Source organism: Massilia sp. LjRoot122 (genome assembly GCF_964252725.1).
GTDB lineage: Bacteria > Pseudomonadota > Gammaproteobacteria > Burkholderiales > Burkholderiaceae_D > Telluria.
The window spans coordinates 1,977,882-1,995,083 of record NZ_CAXUPB020000001.1; the positions used below are offsets into that span (position 1 = coordinate 1,977,882).

The 17,202-nt window shown below is 63.8% G+C and carries 15 protein-coding genes and 6 tRNA genes; 20 read left to right on the forward strand and 1 reads right to left on the reverse strand.

What is annotated here, in order from left to right; genetic code table 11:
- Positions 1-79 precede the first annotated feature (79 nt).
- The 20 genes from ACSQ25_RS08785 to ACSQ25_RS08880 all read left to right on the forward strand — a co-directional run bounded on the left by ACSQ25_RS08785 (position 80) and on the right by ACSQ25_RS08880 (position 15,534).
- Positions 80-1,552: a DegQ family serine endoprotease gene (locus ACSQ25_RS08785; protein ID WP_436105313.1), complete on the forward strand. Its 1,473-nt coding sequence runs from the start codon at positions 80-82 to the stop codon at positions 1,550-1,552.
- A complete protein-coding gene (locus ACSQ25_RS08790) occupies positions 1,552-1,821 on the forward strand; it encodes a glutaredoxin family protein (RefSeq protein ID WP_436105314.1) in 270 nt (89 codons plus the stop codon). Before ACSQ25_RS08785 ends, ACSQ25_RS08790 begins: the two co-directional genes overlap by 1 nt.
- Positions 1,822-2,221: 400 nt before the next feature.
- Complete coding sequence (gene lepA, locus ACSQ25_RS08795; RefSeq protein WP_436105315.1) at positions 2,222-4,015, forward strand: translation elongation factor 4; 1,794 nt, start codon at positions 2,222-2,224, stop codon at positions 4,013-4,015.
- Positions 4,016-4,933, forward strand: a complete 918-nt coding sequence (lepB, locus tag ACSQ25_RS08800; protein WP_436105316.1) for a signal peptidase I — start codon at positions 4,016-4,018, stop codon at positions 4,931-4,933.
- A 13-nt stretch (positions 4,934-4,946) separates the two neighbouring features.
- On the forward strand, positions 4,947-5,351 hold the full coding sequence (locus ACSQ25_RS08805; protein ID WP_436105317.1) for a DUF4845 domain-containing protein: 405 nt from the start codon (positions 4,947-4,949) through the stop codon (positions 5,349-5,351).
- Positions 5,352-5,389: 38 nt separating this feature from the next.
- Complete coding sequence (gene rnc, locus ACSQ25_RS08810) at positions 5,390-6,157, forward strand: ribonuclease III (RefSeq protein WP_436105318.1); 768 nt, start codon at positions 5,390-5,392, stop codon at positions 6,155-6,157.
- Positions 6,154-7,089: a GTPase Era gene (gene era, locus ACSQ25_RS08815; RefSeq protein WP_436105319.1), complete on the forward strand. Its 936-nt coding sequence runs from the start codon at positions 6,154-6,156 to the stop codon at positions 7,087-7,089. The genes rnc and era overlap by 4 nt, the downstream gene beginning before the upstream one ends.
- A 24-nt stretch (positions 7,090-7,113) precedes the next feature.
- Complete coding sequence (gene recO / locus ACSQ25_RS08820) at positions 7,114-7,917, forward strand: DNA repair protein RecO (protein WP_436105320.1); 804 nt, start codon at positions 7,114-7,116, stop codon at positions 7,915-7,917.
- Positions 7,918-7,928: 11 nt separating this feature from the next.
- Positions 7,929-8,696, forward strand: a complete 768-nt coding sequence (locus ACSQ25_RS08825; protein ID WP_436105321.1) for a pyridoxine 5'-phosphate synthase — start codon at positions 7,929-7,931, stop codon at positions 8,694-8,696.
- Between the two features lie 16 nt (positions 8,697-8,712).
- Entirely contained in the window at positions 8,713-9,126 is a 414-nt protein-coding gene (gene acpS / locus ACSQ25_RS08830) for a holo-ACP synthase (RefSeq protein ID WP_436105322.1), read from the forward strand.
- 83 nt (positions 9,127-9,209) lie between these two features.
- Positions 9,210-11,210, forward strand: coding sequence for an excinuclease ABC subunit UvrC (gene uvrC, locus ACSQ25_RS08835; RefSeq protein ID WP_436108041.1), 2,001 nt, complete (start codon positions 9,210-9,212; stop codon positions 11,208-11,210).
- A gap of 136 nt (positions 11,211-11,346) precedes the next feature.
- Entirely contained in the window at positions 11,347-11,925 is a 579-nt protein-coding gene (gene pgsA, locus ACSQ25_RS08840) for a CDP-diacylglycerol--glycerol-3-phosphate 3-phosphatidyltransferase (protein ID WP_436105323.1), read from the forward strand.
- An 89-nt stretch (positions 11,926-12,014) separates the two neighbouring features.
- Positions 12,015-12,090, forward strand: a tRNA-Gly gene (locus ACSQ25_RS08845).
- 71 nt (positions 12,091-12,161) lie between these two features.
- A tRNA-Gly gene (locus tag ACSQ25_RS08850) sits at positions 12,162-12,237 on the forward strand.
- 43 nt (positions 12,238-12,280) lie between these two features.
- A tRNA-Gly gene (locus ACSQ25_RS08855) sits at positions 12,281-12,356 on the forward strand.
- Between the two features lie 27 nt (positions 12,357-12,383).
- A tRNA-Gly gene (locus ACSQ25_RS08860) sits at positions 12,384-12,459 on the forward strand.
- 75 nt (positions 12,460-12,534) lie between these two features.
- Positions 12,535-12,608 (forward strand) — tRNA-Cys (locus tag ACSQ25_RS08865).
- 146 nt (positions 12,609-12,754) lie between these two features.
- Positions 12,755-12,825 (forward strand) — tRNA-Cys (locus tag ACSQ25_RS08870).
- Positions 12,826-13,210: 385 nt separating this feature from the next.
- Entirely contained in the window at positions 13,211-14,791 is a 1,581-nt protein-coding gene (locus ACSQ25_RS08875) for an isocitrate lyase (protein ID WP_436105324.1), read from the forward strand.
- Positions 14,792-14,877: 86 nt separating this feature from the next.
- On the forward strand, positions 14,878-15,534 hold the full coding sequence (locus tag ACSQ25_RS08880) for a 3-hydroxyacyl-CoA dehydrogenase family protein (protein ID WP_436105325.1): 657 nt from the start codon (positions 14,878-14,880) through the stop codon (positions 15,532-15,534).
- A gap of 21 nt (positions 15,535-15,555) precedes the next feature.
- On the opposite strand, the gene ACSQ25_RS08885 is transcribed toward ACSQ25_RS08880, so the two are convergent.
- Positions 15,556-17,184, reverse strand: a complete 1,629-nt coding sequence (locus ACSQ25_RS08885) for an electron transfer flavoprotein-ubiquinone oxidoreductase (RefSeq protein WP_436108042.1) — start codon at positions 17,182-17,184, stop codon at positions 15,556-15,558.
- Positions 17,185-17,202: the final 18 nt, after the last annotated feature.

Genomic DNA, 17,202 nt, shown 5'->3' on the forward strand with positions numbered 1-17,202 from the left:
CGCACACCCGCGCTGCGCGCGACAAAGCGCGTATTTTGGCTTACCATAAAGTCAATCTCAGCCTTCCCACGTCAAGCTTATGACCCGCAACTTTTCGCGTCCTTCCACCAGCCTGATCCTGTCGGCCCTGCTGCTCTCGGGTGCCAGCGCCTTCCTCCCCGCCACCGCGACGGCCGCGGCGCCGGTGCAGACCCCGGTGGTCACCGGGCTGCCCGATTTTTCCGACCTGATCGACAAGGTCGGGCCCGCCGTCGTCAACATCCGCACCACCGAGCGCGTCACCCGCGGCCAGGGCATGCCGGGTGAAGAGGAGATGCAGGAATTCCTGCGCCGCTTCTTCGGCGGCCAGATCCCGCGCGGCGGCGGCCGTGCGCCGGGCCGTCCGGGCGGGCAGGGCAGCCCGGAAGAACAGGTCACGCGCGGCGTCGGTTCCGGCTTCATCATCTCCAATGACGGCTTCGTGCTGACCAATGCCCACGTGGTGGAGGGCGCCGACGAGGTCACCGTGACGCTCACCGACCGCCGCGAATTCAAGGCCAAGGTGCTGGGCGCCGACCGCCGCTCGGACGTCGCCCTGCTCAAGCTGTCGGCCAATAACCTGCCTTACCTGCGCACCGGCGATTCCAGCAAGATCCGGGTCGGCGAGTGGGTGGTGGCGATCGGCTCGCCCTTCAACCTCGACAACACCGTCACCGCCGGCATCATCTCGGCCAAGTCGCGCGACACCGGCGAATACCTGCCGCTGATCCAGTCCGACGTGGCCGTCAATCCGGGCAACTCGGGTGGTCCCCTGATCAATATGCGGGGCGAGGTCATCGGCATCAATTCGCAGATCGCCACCCTGTCCGGCGCCTACAACGGGATTTCCTTCGCGGTGCCGATCGACGAAGTGATGCGCGTCGCCGATCAGCTGAAAACCACCGGCAAGGTCACGCGCGGCCGCCTCGGCGTGCAGATCAGCGAGGTCACGCGCGACGTGGCCGAATCGCTCGGCCTGGGCAAGGCGCGCGGCGCCGAAGTCTCGATGGTCGAAGCCGGCGGCCCGGCGGAGAAGGGCGGCATCAAGGTCGGCGACATCATCCTCAAGTTCAACAACCAGCCGATCGAGACCACCCGCGACCTGCCGCGCCTGGTCGGTGCGACCAAGGTGGGCAGCCGCGCCACCGTCACCGTCTGGCGCCGCGGCACCCAGATCGAGGTGCCGGTAACGGTCGTCGAGCTCCAGGAAGAGCGCTCGCCGACCGCCCGCCCGACGCCGAAGAAGCCGGCCCCGGGCGCCGCGCCGAACGCGCTCGGCCTGGTGGTGTCCGACGTCCCCGCGGCCCAGCGCGCCGAGGCGGGCGAGGGCGTGCTGGTCGAAAATGCCGAGGGCAGCGCGGCCACGGCCGGCATCCGCGCCGGCGACCTGATCTCGCAGGTGGGCAATACCCCGGTGGCCAACGCGGCCCAGTTCAATGCGCTGGTCGCCAAGCTGGATCCGAAGAAGCCGGTGGCCCTGCTGGTGCGGCGCGAGAACGTCACCCAGTACGTCGTCGTGAAGCCGCGCCAGTGATGCGCGCGGTTCCGTTCACGCTGTACTCGCGCAGCTACTGCCACCTGTGCGAGGACATGCTGCTGGCCCTGCTGGCCCTGCAGCAGCCGGGCGAACGCTTCGAGGTCGCCGTGGTCGACGTCGATGCCGACCCGGCCCTGGTGGAGCGCTTCGACGAGCTGGTGCCGGTGCTGTTCGGCGATCCGGCCGGTGCCGAGTTGTGTCATTACTTCCTCGACCCGGCTGCGGCGCGCGGCTGGGCGGACACCTACGCCCGAGCCGCCGCGTAGGGTGGACGGCTTCGCCGTCCGCGCGTTCAAATCCAGGCTGAGCAGATGTATCGGCTGTTTTTCAGCTGGTTGAACGCGCGGACGGCAGAGCCGTCCACCCTACGAAACCCAGCATATTCGCGGCCGGACTGCGCGAAACCCTCCTTTCTGCCCTAGCCAGCCCCAAAACCGGGCTTTCCGGCGCGGAATCCGGTAAAATGCCGGGGTCGGAAAAGCGTCTGCCCTTCGCACACGAGCTTTCTCTCGCTTTAACAAGCGCTTCGGCCGGGGACCGGCATGCCCCCACGGAGCGCTTTTTTGCATGACGTTCACGTTTCGCACGGATGACGCTGGATGCTTGCCCCTTTTCGCTGTCGTAGCGCCGCGCTGCCCGCGGCCTTTTTGGTTTTGAGCTTTGTTAATGAACAACATACGTAACTTCTCCATCATCGCCCACATCGACCACGGCAAATCGACCCTGGCCGACCGCATCATTCAATTGTGCGGCGGCCTGTCGGAACGCGAGATGGACGCGCAGGTGCTCGACTCGATGGACCTGGAACGCGAGCGCGGCATCACCATCAAGGCCCAGACCGCGGCGCTGCAGTACAAGGCGCGCGACGGCCAGATCTACAACCTGAACCTGATCGACACCCCGGGCCACGTCGACTTCAGCTATGAAGTCTCGCGTTCGCTGTCGGCCTGCGAAGGCGCGCTGCTGGTCGTCGACGCATCGCAGGGCGTGGAAGCCCAGACCGTGGCCAACTGCTACACCGCGCTCGACCTGGGCGTGGAAGTGGTGCCGATCCTGAACAAGATCGACCTGCCGCACGCCGATCCGGACAACGCCAAGAAGGAAATCGAGGACGTCATCGGCATCGACGCGTCCGACGCCACCACCTGCTCAGCCAAGACCGGCCTGGGCGTGGAAGACGTGCTGGAAACCCTGATCGCCAAGGTCCCTCCGCCGAAGGGCGACCCGGAAGCGCCGTTGCAGGCCCTGATCGTCGACTCGTGGTACGACCCCTATGTCGGCGTCGTGATGCTGGTGCGCGTGGTCAACGGTACCCTGCGTCCGAAAGAAAAGATCCTGCTGATGGCGACCGGTTCGGTCAATCTGGTCGAGAGCGTCGGCGTGTTCACCCCGCGTTCGGTCTCGCTGCCGGAACTGTCGGCAGGGCAGGTGGGCTTCATCATCGCCGGCATCAAGGAACTGACCGCCGCCAAGGTGGGCGATACCGTCACCCTGGCCGCCAAGCCGGCCCCTAGCCCGCTGCCGGGCTTCAAGGAAGTCCAGCCCCAGGTCTTCGCCGGCCTGTTCCCGGTCGAAGCCAACCAGTACGACGCGCTGCGCGACTCGCTCGAGAAGCTGAAGCTGAACGACGCCGCCCTGATGTACGAGCCGGAAGTCTCGCAGGCGCTGGGCTTCGGCTTCCGCTGCGGCTTCCTGGGCCTGCTGCACATGGAGATCGTGCAGGAACGCCTCGAGCGCGAGTTCGACATGGACCTGATCACCACCGCGCCGACCGTCGTCTACGAGGTCGAGATGCGCGACGGCAGCATGCTCCGCGTCGACAACCCGTCGAAGATGCCGGAGCCGTCCAAGATCAACGAGGTGCGCGAGCCGATCGTCGACGTCAACCTGTACATGCCGCAAGAATACGTCGGTGCGGTCATGACCCTGTGTAACGGCAAGCGCGGCGTCCAGATGGACATGGCCTACCACGGCCGCCAGGTCAAGCTGCACTACGAGATCCCGATGGCGGAAATCGTGCTGGACTTCTTCGACCGCCTGAAGTCGACCTCGCGCGGCTATGCCTCGATGGATTACGAGTTCAAGGAATACCGCGCCGCCGACGTGGTGAAGGTCGACATGCTGATCAACAGCGAGAAGGTCGATGCGCTGGCCATCATCGTGCACCGCGCCAACGCCCCTTACCGCGGACGCCAGGTGGCGGCCAAGATGCGCGAACTGATCCCGCGCCAGATGTTCGACGTGGCGATCCAGGCCGCGATCGGCGCCACCATCATCTCCCGCGAAAACGTCAAGGCGCTGCGCAAGAACGTCCTGGCCAAGTGCTATGGCGGCGACATTTCGCGTAAGAAGAAACTGTTGGAAAAGCAAAAGGCCGGCAAGAAGCGCATGAAGCAGGTCGGTTCGGTGGAGATCCCGCAGGAGGCCTTCCTGGCCATCCTCCAGGTGGAAGAAAAATAAATGGATATGCAACCCATCCTGAGCAATTTTGCTCTGATCCTGTTCGTCCTGATGGTGGTGACCGGCGTCATCTGGTGCCTGGACGTGTTCGTCTTTGCCAAACAGCGCCGCCGCGCCGCCGATGCGGCGCTGGCCGAGTACGACAAGCGCACCGGCAAGCTGACCGCGGACGGCATCAAGGTCGACAGCGGCAATCAGCGCGCGGCGATCGAGCAGGCCCACCTGCGCCAGCCGACCTGGATCGAGTACTCGGGCAGCTTCTTCCCGGTGATCGCGCTGGTCTTCGTCCTGCGCTCCTTCCTGTGGGAGCCGTTCAAGATCCCGTCCTCGTCGATGGTGCCGACCCTGCTGGTGGGTGACTTCATCCTCGTGAACAAGTACGCCTACGGCATCCGCCTGCCGATCATCAACAAGAAGGTGATCGAGATCGCCGACCCCCAGCGCGGCGACGTGATGGTGTTTAAGTATCCGAAGGACATGAGCCAGGATTACATCAAGCGCGTCATCGGCGTGCCCGGCGATACCATCACCTACGAGAACAAGCGCCTCAGCGTGAACGGCAAGCCGGTCGCCTACACTCCGATGGACGACTACCTGGACGACCAGCACCCGGTCTACCACAAGCAGTTCACCGAAGGTCTGACGGGCGTGTCGCACCGCATCCTGAACACCGAGGGCAAGCGGACGCTCGACCTCGGCGCTGTGGAGAATTTCCCGAATCGTGAAGCCTGTGACTATTCCTACGATAAATTTACCTGTATCGTACCTCCAGGCAACTATTTCATGATGGGCGATAACCGCGACAACAGTGCCGACAGCCGCTACTGGGGCTTCGTGCCGGACAAGAACATTGTTGGCAAGGCGATCGTCGTCTGGATGAACTTCGGCAATCCGAAACGGATTGGCGGCATCCAGTAACCGGAGATCCACGATGCGTCAAAAGCAAGTCAATACCTTCCAAACCGGTATTTCCCTGACCGGTCTGATCCTCATCCTGGCCGTGCTCGGTGTAATCGCCGTGTTCGCGCTCAAGCTGCTGCCGACTTACTTCGAGTACGGCGCGGTCAAGGATGCGATCGTGCGCGCCAAGGAAGCTGGCGGCACGCCGCGCGAAATACAGGTAGCCTTCGACAAGAACGCCGACATGAACAACGTCACCGCGATCAGCGGCCGCGACCTGACCATCACCCGTGAAGACGGCGGCGTGGAAGTCAGCTTCGCCTACGAGAAGCGGGTGCCCCTGATGGGCAACGTCAGCCTGGTGATCGACTATGCGGGTACCACCGACCCGAGCGGTGTGGTGGCGGCAAAAGAGGATCCGGCGCCAGCCAAGTAATTGACAGCACAATGAATCTACAGTTATTGCAAACACGCTTGGGTTATACGTTCCGGGACACCGGCCTGCTCCAGCAAGCCCTGACCCACCGTAGCCATAGCGCGCTGCATAACGAACGCCTGGAATTCCTCGGCGACTCGATCCTGAACTGCGTGGTGGCCTCGATCCTGTACGAGCGCTTCAACAACCTCGACGAAGGCGACCTGTCGCGCCTGCGCGCCAACCTGGTCAAGCAGCAGTCGCTGTTCGAGATCGCCCAGAAGCTCGAGCTGTCGCAGTTCCTGCGCCTGGGCGAGGGCGAGCTGAAGTCGGGCGGCTTCCGCCGTCCCTCGATCCTGGCCGACACCCTCGAGGCCCTGCTGGGCGCGATTTTCCTCGACACCGGCTTCGACGCCGCGCGCGACGCGATTCGCGCCTTTTACATTCCACTGCTCGATACGGTCGATCCTGCTACCCTGGGCAAGGATGCCAAGACCCTGCTGCAGGAATTCCTGCAAAGCAAGAAGATCCCGCTGCCGACCTATAACGTGGTGGCCACGCACGGCGCCGCCCACAGCCAGGAATTCGAGGTCGAGTGCCTGGTGCCGAAGCTGAACGTGCAGGTGTTCGGCCGCGGCGGCAGCCGCCGCGCCGGCGAACAGGCCGCCGCCCGCCTGGCGCTGGAAGCGGCCCAGGCCGCGCTGACCAAATCGCCGTCGGCCCGCAAGAGCAAGCCGCGCGCCGCCCAGCTCAAGCTGGGCATCGCCACCATCCAGTCGGATGCGCCCGTGGCGCAGGCTGAACAACCAGGAACGAAGTTAGCATGAATACTGAACATAACGGCGCCGAAAGCACCACCCCAGAGAGCAACACCCCCAGCGATTTCCGCTGCGGCTACATCGCCATCGTCGGCCGTCCGAACGTCGGCAAGTCGACCCTGATGAACGTGCTGATCGGCGCGAAAGTGTCGATCACCTCGCGCAAGGCCCAGACCACGCGCCACCGCATCACCGGCATCCAGACCCGCGACGACGCCCAGTTCATCTACGTCGACACCCCGGGCTTCCAGACCCGCCATGCGAACGCGCTCAACAAGACGCTGAACAAGACCGTCTCGAACACCCTGACGTCCTCGGACGTGATCCTGTTCCTGGTCGAGGCCGGCACTTTCGGCCCGGCCGACCAGCAGGTGCTCGACCTGTTGCCGAAGAACGTCCCGGTGGTGCTGGTCATCAATAAATCGGACCGCGTCAAGGACAAGGCGGTCCTGATGCCTTTCGCCCAGAAGATCGCCGCGCTGCGCGACTTCACCGCCATCGTGCCGGTGTCGGCCAAGATGCGCTTCCAGGTCGACGCCCTGGAAAACGAGATCAAGCGCCACCTGCCGGAAAACGCACCGATCTTTGGACCGGACGACATCACCGACCGCAGCGAGAAATTCCTGGCTGCCGAGATCGTGCGCGAAAAGGTGTTCCGCCTGCTGGGCGACGAGCTGCCCTATACCAGCACCGTGATCATCGAGCAGTTCCAGCAGGAAGGCAATCTGCGCCGCATCTTCTGCGCCATCCTGGTCGAGCGCGATACGCACAAGTCCATGATCATCGGTAACAAGGGCGCGCGCCTGAAAGAGATTTCGACCCAGTCGCGCCTGGACATGGAAAAGCTGTTCGGCGGCCCCGTGTACCTGGAAATCTGGGTCAAGGTCAAGTCCGGCTGGGCCGACAACGAAGCGGGCCTGCGCGCCTACGGCTACGAGTAAATCAGCGGAGGCCGTCCCCAGCACATGCCCGCCCACGACGACCTCATCGATACGCCGGAGCAGCAGTCCGACAAGACTGCGCCGGTAGCGGCCAAGCGCAGCCGTCCGCCGCTGCGCGACACCCGCGTGACGGGCCAGCCCGGCTTCGTCCTGCACAGCTATCCCTACAAGGAAACCAGCCTGATCGTGGACATGTTCACGCGCGACTACGGCCGCGTGGGCGTGGTCGCGAAGGGCGCCAAGCGTCCGCTGTCGAAGCTGCGCGGGGTGCTGCAGACCTTCCAGCCGTTGTCGGTGTCCTTCAGCGGCAAGTCCGAGCTGCGCACCCTGATCGACGCCGAGTGGGTCGGCGGCATGCTGCCGCTGGAGCGCACGGCACTGCTGTGCGGCTTCTACCTGAACGAGTTGCTGGTGAAGCTGATCGCGCGCGACGACAAGCATCCAGCCCTGTTCGACCACTACGTCTCCACCCTGAACCAGCTGGCCCATGGCGAACCGCCGCCGATCGTCTTGCGAAAGTTCGAACGGGCCTTACTTAAGGAAACAGGGGTCGCGGCCGACCTGGGCCGCAGCACGACGACGCGCGGTCCGGTCGACCCGGCGCGCGACTACGTGGTGGACCCGGAAAAGGGCGCACGCGAAGCCGTGCCGGCCGACGTCTGGCCGGTCGTCCTCGGCAAGACCCTGCTCGACATGGAGCGCGAGGATTACAGCGACCCCGTCACGCAGGCCCAGAGCAAGCAGCTGATGCGCTTCCTGCTGGCGCACCACCTGGGCGGCGCGCCGCTGAACACGCGCCAGATTCTGATCGACCTGATGCAGCTATAAAGAGAATACAGATGAGCTTTTTGCAACCAACCGGCTTGGGTCTAGACCTGGGCGTCAACATCGACCACGTCGCCACCGTGCGCAATGCCCGCGGCACCACCTATCCGGACCCGATCCGCGCCGCGCTGCTGGCCGAGCAGGCCGGCGCCGACCTGATCACCCTGCACCTGCGCGAAGACCGCCGCCACATCAAGGACGCCGACGTGGTCGCCCTGCGCCCGCAGCTGGCCACCCGCATGAACCTGGAAGCGGCCGTCACGCGCGAGATGATCGACTTCGCCTGCCGGGTGAAACCGCAGGACGTGTGCCTGGTGCCGGAACGGCGCGAGGAAGTCACCACCGAAGGCGGCCTCGACGTGATCCGCTACTACAATGAGGTGGAAGCGGCGGTGCAGCAGCTCAAACGCGAGGGCATCCGCGTCTCGCTGTTCATCGACGCCGACGAGCGCCAGATCGAAGCCGCGGCGGCGGTCGGCGCCACCGTGATCGAGCTACACACCGGCCGCTATGCCGAAGCCGAAGGCGATGAGGCCCTGCGCGAGATCGAGCGCATCAAGCTCGGCGTGCATGCGGGCGCCACGCGCGGCCTGCGCGTCAACGCGGGCCACGGCCTGCATTACACCAACGTGCAGCCAATCGCGGCGATCGCCGACATCCACGAGCTGAACATCGGCCATGCGATCGTCGCCCATGCCCTGTTCGTCGGCTGGGAGAACGCGGTGCGCGAGATGAAGGCCATCATGGTGGCGGCGCGCCTGGGTACCACTTACCGCACTTGAAAAACAGGGGGCAGGCATGATCTACGGCATCGGCACCGACATCGTCCAGATTTCCCGCGTCGAGGCCGCCCTCGCACGCAGCGGCCCGCGTTTCGCCGAGAAGATCCTCGGCCCGCAGGAACTGGAAAAATACCATGCCCGCAGCGCGAAGAACCCGGTGCGCGGCCTGCGCTTCCTGGCCACCCGGTTCTCGGCCAAGGAGGCGTTCTCGAAGGCGATCGGGCTGGGCATGCGCATGCCCATGACCTGGCGCTCGATGCAGGTGCTGAACGCGTCGACCGGCAAGCCGATCGTCGTCTGCAGCGGCGCCCTCGAACAATTCATGCAAGATTACCGGCTCAGCGCCCAGGTGACGATCAGCGATGAAGCCGACTACGGGGTCGCCTTCGTCATCGTGACCCAGGCGCTGGGCGACACCATGGCAGAGTGATGTCCGAAGCAAAACCCGAAGACAAGCAGCCCCCCGAAGCAGCGGAGGCCCCCGTGGCATACGTCGCGACGGCCGGTGCGGCCATGCCGGCGCCGGCGCCCGTCGCCGACAAGCCCGCGCGCACCCGCAAGCCCAAGGCCAAGGCCGAGACACCGGCGGCCCCGCGTCCGCGTCCGGACGGCTGGCAGGCCATGAAGGAAGAACTCAAGGCGACCCTGGAGGGCGATGCGCGCGAACCGGTCAAGCCGGACAACGCGGCGCGCGAGCAGGTGCTGGCCACGGTCGCGAAGCTGCCCCTGCTGCCGGGCGTGTACCGCTATTTCGACGCCAACGGCAACGTGCTCTACGTCGGCAAGGCGCGCAACCTCAAGAACCGCGTCTCCAGCTACTTCCAGAAGACCCTGTCGAGCCCGCGCATCGCGATGATGGTGGGGCAGATCGCGAAACTGGAAACGACGGTGACCAACAGCGAGGCCGAAGCACTGATCCTGGAAAACAACCTGATCAAGTCGCTCAAGCCCCGCTACAACATCCTGTTCCGCGACGACAAGTCCTACCCCTACATCAAGATCTCGGGCGGCGAGGCGCCGCGCCTGGGCTACTATCGCGGCGCGCTGGACAAGAAGAACCAGTACTTCGGTCCTTTCCCGAGCGCCTGGGCGGCCAAGGAATCGATCCAGCTGCTGCAGCGGGTCTTCCTGCTGCGTACCTGCGAGGATAGCGTGTACAGCAATCGCACGCGTCCCTGCCTGCTGCACCAGATCGGCCGCTGCAGCGCGCCCTGCGTCGACCTGATCACGCCCGAGGACTACCAGCGCGACGTCGACAATGCCGCGCGCTTCCTGCGCGGACGCCAGAGCGAGGTGCTGGAAGACCTCGAGCAAAAGATGCAGTCGTATGCGATGGAGCTGAAATTCGAGCAGGCCGCCGCGGTGCGCAACCAGATCCAGGCCCTGTCGAAGGTGCTGCACGCGCAGAGCATGGAAACCACGGGCGACGCCGACGTCGACGTGATCGCTGTGGTGGTGCAGGGCGGCCGCGCCTGCGTCAACCTGGCGATGGTGCGCGGCGGCCGCCACCTGGGGGACCGCGCCTACTTCCCGACCCACGTCGGTGAGTCGCTGGGCGAATGCCCGATCGAGGTCGAGGTGCTGTGCGCCTTCCTGGCCCAGCACTACGCCGGCCAGTTCATTCCGGGCACGCTGATCCTGAACATCGAGTTCGACCAGCCGGACCTGATCGTGGCGCTGTCCGAGCAGTGCGGCCACCGCATCAACCTGATCTTCCAGCCGCAGGGGCAGCGCCGCCAGTGGCTGGAGCTGGCCTGCAAGAACGCCGAGATCTCGCTGGCGCGCCTGCTGTCGGAGCAGGGCTCGCAGCAGGCCCGCACGCGTGCGCTGGCCGAGGTCCTCGCCCTCGATGCCGAAACGCTGGACGAGCTGCGCATCGAATGCTTCGACATCAGCCACACGGGCGGCGAGGCGACCCAGGCCTCCTGCGTGGTGTTCCATCACCACCAGATGCAGAACGGCGAGTACCGCCGCTTCAACATCAACGGCATCACGCCGGGCGACGACTACGCCGCGATGCGCCAGGTGCTGCAGCGCCGCTACGAAAAGGTGGCCAACGGCGACGGCATCATGCCGGACATCGTGCTGGTCGACGGCGGCAAGGGCCAGGTCGAGATGGCGCGCCAGGTGTTCGAGGAGCTGGGCCTTTCCATCTCGATGATCGTCGGCGTGGCCAAGGGGGAGGGGCGCCGCGTGGGCCTCGAGACCCTGATCTTCGCCGACGGCCGCGCACCCCAGGAACTGGGCAAGGAATCGGCCGCGCTGATGCTGGTGGCCATGATCCGCGACGAGGCGCACCGCTTCGCCATCACCGGCATGCGCGCCAAGCGCGCCAAGGCCCGCCAGGCGTCCAGGCTGGAGGAGATCGAGGGCATCGGCGCCAAGCGCCGCCAGCGCCTGCTGGCGCGCTTCGGCGGCCTGCGCGGGGTGATCGACGCCAGCGTGGAAGACCTGATGTCGGTGGAGGGCATCTCGAGTACGCTGGCGGAGGAGATTTACCGGCAGCTGCACTGAGTAATTGGACCGGGGCTGCGTGCCCCGGTTTTCTTTTGGGCTGCGCCGCGCATACAGACGAGTTACCTAGTCCATTTCGCAATACCCATGTAGACTGTCGCCCAAACTTTTCATTCCCGTAATCAGCGTTTTCCCTATGCCTTTCAACATCCCGATTCTCCTGACCTGGTTACGTGTAGCACTGATTCCCCTGGTTGTAGGCGTCTTCTATCTCCCCACCCACTGGCTCCCGCTGGCCGACCGCAACCTGGCGGCGACCCTGGTGTTCATCGTCGCCGCCATCACCGACTGGCTGGACGGCTACCTGGCGCGGCGCTGGAACGAGACCTCGGCCTTCGGCGCCTTCCTCGATCCGGTCGCCGACAAGCTGATGGTGGCCGGCGCGCTGCTGGTGCTGGTGCAGCTGGACCGCGTGAACGCCATCATCGCCTTCATCATCATCGGCCGCGAGATCACCATCTCCGCGCTGCGCGAATGGATGGCCCAGATCGGCGCCACCAAGTCAGTCGCCGTGAGCTCGCTCGGCAAGATCAAGACCGCCGCCCAGATGACGGCCATCCCGATGCTGCTGTTCCATGACGTGATCCTCGGCATCGACACCCACTACTGGGGCGAGTACTTCCTGTGGCTGGCCGGCGTGCTGACGGTCTGGTCGATGTTCTACTACCTGCGCCGCGCCTGGCCGCTGATTAAAGAGAAAGCCGGAAGCTTGTAAGAAATGTTCGGTGTCATCCTTGACGTACGGAATAGAATCTCTATAATGCCTGCCTGTTGCGACGACAACGCAGCAGAATGAAAGACAAAGCGGGAGTAGCTCAGTTGGTAGAGCGCAACCTTGCCAAGGTTGAGGTCGAGAGTTCGAGACTCTTCTCCCGCTCCAGTTTTTCCAGATTGCACGATTGAGCAATCTTGAAAAAATGTCAAAGTTCTGCGATAATCGTTGTTCTGAATGCGGGAGTAGCTCAGTTGGTAGAGCGCAACCTTGCCAAGGTTGAGGTCGAGAGTTCGAGACTCTTCTCCCGCTCCAGTTTAACTGGGGCAGCATGCAGTAAAGATAGTAAGACTCCTAAGCGGGAGTAGCTCAGTTGGTAGAGCGCAACCTTGCCAAGGTTGAGGTCGAGAGTTCGAGACTCTTCTCCCGCTCCAAAGGTTTTACACAGGTAACACTCCTAAGCGGGAGTAGCTCAGTTGGTAGAGCGCAACCTTGCCAAGGTTGAGGTCGAGAGTTCGAGACTCTTCTCCCGCTCCAAATTCAGAGAAGATATTGTCTTCTCGGTTGATACGGCACATAACCGGCCGGGTCAGCTCAGCTAAGATAAAATCTGGCGAGGTAGCAAAGCGGTTATGCAGCGGCCTGCAAAGCCGTCTAGACGGGTTCGACTCCCGTCCTCGCCTCCAGAATCCTTCAAGCACGGGCCCTGTCGGGGCCCGTTTGCTTTTCCGGCCCGGGTCGCGCCAGCTCACCGCGGAGTAAAGCGCCCTCGCCGCACTGTTCCTTGCGCCAGCACACAAACGAACGCAGCCCTTGGTGCAACATAGGTTCTGGCGAGGTAGCAAAGAGGTCATGCAGCGGCCTGCAAAGCCGTCGAGACAGGTTCGATTCCTGTCCTCGCCTCAGTATCCTTCAAGCACGGGCCCTTTCAGGGCCCGTTTGCTTTGGCATCTAGCCGGCACTGGGCTGGTTCATCAAGTGCTTGCATCGCCCGGTGCGACAGATGCACGTACGCACCGCTGATTTCACCCGTCCGCATGCGATTTCGCATCGTGGAATTTCGTGCGGCGACTCATCATGCCGCAATCCCGTTGCGCAGGACGTCATTTCTCATAGCGAAACGAACTCCGTAAGTTATTGATCTGGAAGCTAAATATTTTTCTTCAATGTCTTATATAAGACAGAAGACTTGCGTCGTGCCGGGCTTATGATGTTCTCATGTGATTGCAGTCCGACGCACACCGCGCCGGACGCAACAGGTTTCGATTACCTACTACGGAGAGTCAGCATGTCCCAGTACCAGAACGATATCCAGTCCATCGACAGCCTCAAACAGCAGCACGGCAAGGGCTGGGATGCCATCAATGCCGAATCCGCAGCCCGCATGCGCGCGCAAAACCGGTTCCGGACCGGTCTCGACATCGCCCGTTATACCGCCGGCATCATGCGCCGCGACATGGCGGCCTATGACGCTGATCCTTCCAAATACACGCAGTCGCTGGGATGCTGGCATGGCTTCATCGGCCAGCAAAAGATGATCTCGATTAAAAAGCACTTCAACAGTACCGAGCGCCGCTACCTTTACCTGTCGGGCTGGATGATCGCCGCCCTGCGTTCGGAGTTCGGCCCGCTGCCGGACCAGTCGATGCACGAGAAGACCGCCGTGGCCGCCCTGATCAAGGAGCTGTACACCTTCCTGCGCCAGGCGGACGCGCGTGAGCTGGGCGGGCTGTACCGCCAGCTCGATAGCGCCGAAGGCGCGGCGCGCGCGGCGATCCAGGACAAGATCGACAATTTCGTCACCCATGTCGTGCCGATCATCGCCGACATCGATGCCGGCTTCGGCAATGCCGAGGCTACCTACCTGATGGCCAAGCAGATGATCGAAGCCGGTGCCTGCTGCATCCAGATCGAGAATCAGGTGTCGGACGAGAAGCAGTGCGGCCACCAGGACGGCAAGGTCACGGTGCCGCATGAAGATTTCCTGGCAAAGATCCGGGCGGTGCGCTACGCCTTCCTCGAACTGGGCGTGGACGACGGACTCATCGTGGCACGCACCGACTCGCTGGGCGCCGGCCTGACCAAGCAGATCGCCTACACCCGTGAGCCGGGCGACCTGGGCGACCAATACAACAGTTTCCTGGACGCGGAAGAGATTACACCTGATGCGATGGCCAACGGCGACGTGGTCATCAAGCGCGACGGCAAGCTGCTGCGCCCCAAGCGCCTGCCCAGCAACCTGTTCCAGTTCCGGGAAGGCAGCGGCGAAGCGCGCTGCGTACTCGATTGCATCACTTCCCTGCAAAACGGCGCCGACCTGCTGTGGATCGAAACCGAGAAGCCGCATATCGCCCAGATTGGCGGCATGGTGAAGGAAATCCGCAAGGTCATCCCCGACGCCAAGCTGGTGTACAACAACAGCCCTTCGTTCAACTGGACCCTGAACTTCCGCCAACAGGTCTTCGACAGCATGAAGGCCGAAGGCGCCGATATGTCCGCCTACGAGCGCTCCCAGCTGATGAGTGCCGAGTACGATGATTCGGAACTGGCACGCGAGGCCGACGAGCGGATCCGCACCTTCCAGGCCGACGCCGCGCGCGAAGCGGGCATCTTTCACCACCTGATCACGCTGCCGACCTACCACACCGCCGCGCTGTCGACCGACAACCTGGCCAAGGACTATTTCGGCGAGCAGGGCATGCTGGGCTATGTGGCCGGTGTCCAGCGCAAGGAGATCCGCCAGGGCATCGCCTGCGTCAAGCACCAGAACATGTCGGGTTCGGATCTGGGTGACGACCACAAGGAATACTTCAGCGGCGAAGCAGCCTTGAAGGCTTCCGGCAAACACAACACCATGAACCAGTTCTGACGGATTGCTCATCCTGGGGCCTGCTCGCCGGATGCGATTTCGACGATGCAGGCTCAGCTACGAAATCAAGTATCGAAGGAAAGCGGATGAGTATAGTCAATCATGAAGTTCAAGTGGGTCTCGCGCCGCCAGCGATCAAGCGGGTCGGCATCCTCGGCGCAAGCACGATCGGGGTCGGCATCGCCATGCAGTTGCTGGAGGCGGACATTCCGGTAACGATCTTCGATGTCGAACGCAGCTCACTCGACGAGGGGCTCGCGGTCTTGCGGCACGGCGCACCTGACGTGGCCTGTGGCGACAGGCGCATGGCGCTCCTGGCCGGCACGATCAACTTCCACCACCTCAAGGACTGTGATCTGGTGATCGAGGCCGTGTCCACAGACATCGGTGTTAAGGAAAAATTGTTTGGCCGGCTGGATCAGGTCGTCAAGCCAGGCGCGATCCTGGTCACCTGTAGCTCGGCTTCCGACGTCGACCATCTTGCCGGCTTCACGAGGCGGCGCGGCGAGGTGCTGGGACTGCATGTCCCGTCCCCGCCACGCCTCGGCGCGACCTGGACGACGATGCCTGGGAAAGGAAGCTCCGACCAAGCCGTCGCCACTGTGACCGCGCTTGTCCAGGAGCTCCAGCAGGCAAGCGCGCTATCCGGCGTATGCCGCAGCGATGCCGCCAACGACGGCAGCACCATGCAAGGCATCCTCCCGCATGCCGTCTCCTGGCAAATCGCTCACGTATTGGAATAAGAAAGCGTACGTTGAGGGTCCCTACATGTTCGGGTAGTTCGGGCCGCCGCCGCCTTCCGGCGTCACCCACACGATGTTCTGGGTCGGATCCTTGATGTCGCAGGTCTTGCAGTGCACGCAGTTCTGCGCGTTGATCTGCAGGCGGTCCTTGCCATCATCTAGCTTCACGAACTCGTAGACGCCGGCCGGGCAGTAGCGCTGCTCCGGACCCGCGTACTTGGCCAGGTTGACGTCCACCGGGATGCCAGGGTTCTTGAGGGTCAGGTGCACCGGCTGGTCTTCGCTGTGGTTGGTGTTCGAGATGAACACCGAGGACAGGCGGTCGAAGGTCAGCTTGCCGTCCGGCTTCGGGTAGGCGATCGGCTGGAACTGCGAGGCGGGTTTGAGGCACTCGTGGTCGGCGTGCTTATGACGCAGGGTCCACGGCGCCTTGCCGCGGAAGACCATCTGGTCGATGCCGGTCATGATGGTCCCGAGGTACAGGCCCTTCGACATCCAGGGCTTGAAGTTGCGCGCCACGTGCAGCTCTTCGTGCAGCCAGGACTTCTCGAAAGCGGCCGGGTAGGACGCCAGCTCGTCGTGCTGGCGGCCTTCGCCGAGCGCCGCGAAGGCGCTTTCCGCGGCCAGCATGCCGGTCTTGATCGCGGCGTGGCTGCCCTTGATGCGGCTGGTGTTCAGGAAGCCGGCATCGCAGCCGATCAGCGCGCCGCCCGGGAACACGGTCTTCGGCAGGGATTGCAGACCCCCTGCGGTGATGGCGCGCGCACCATAGGAGATGCGCTTGCCGCCTTCGAAGAAGTGGCGGATCGCCGGGTGCGTCTTGTAGCGCTGGAATTCCTCGTAGGGCGACAGGTAGGGGTTCTGGTAAGCCAGGCCCACCACGAAGCCGACCGCCACCTGGTTGTTCTCCAGGTGGTACAGGAAGGAGCCGCCATAGGTGCTGTTATCCAGCGGCCAGCCGGCGGTGTGGATCACCAGGCCGGGCTTGTGCTTGGCTGGATCGATTTCCCACAGTTCCTTGATGCCGATGCCGTAGGTCTGCGGGTCCTTGCCCTTGTTCAGGTCGTACTTGGCCATCAGCTGCTTGCCGAGGTGGCCGCGCGAGCCTTCCGCGAACAGCGTGTACTTGGCGTGCAGCTCCATGCCGAGCTGGAAGTCCGAACCCGGCTCGCCGTCGCGCTTGACACCCATGTTGCCGGTGGCGACACCCTTGACCGAGCCGTCCTCGTTGTACAGCACTTCGGCCGCCGGGAAGCCCGGGAAGATCTCGACGCCCAGCGCTTCGGCCTGCTGGCCGAGCCAGCGCGTGACGTTGGCCAGCGAGATCACGTAGTTGCCGTGGTTGGTCAGCATCTTCGGGACCATGAAGTTCGGCGTGCGGATCGCCTTCGTCTCGGTGAGGAACAGCACCTGGTCTTCGGTGACCGCGGTATTCAGCGGCGCGCCTTTTTCCTTCCAGTCCGGGATCAGCTCGTTCAGGGCGATCGGGTCCATGACCGCGCCGGACAGGATGTGGGCGCCCAGCTCGCCGCCTTTTTCGAGCACGCAGACAGACACCTCCCGACCTTGCTCGGCCGCCAGCTGCTTCAGGCGGATCGCGGCCGACAGGCCGGCAGGGCCGCCGCCGACGATGACCACGTCGTATTCCATTGATTCACGCGGTCCGTA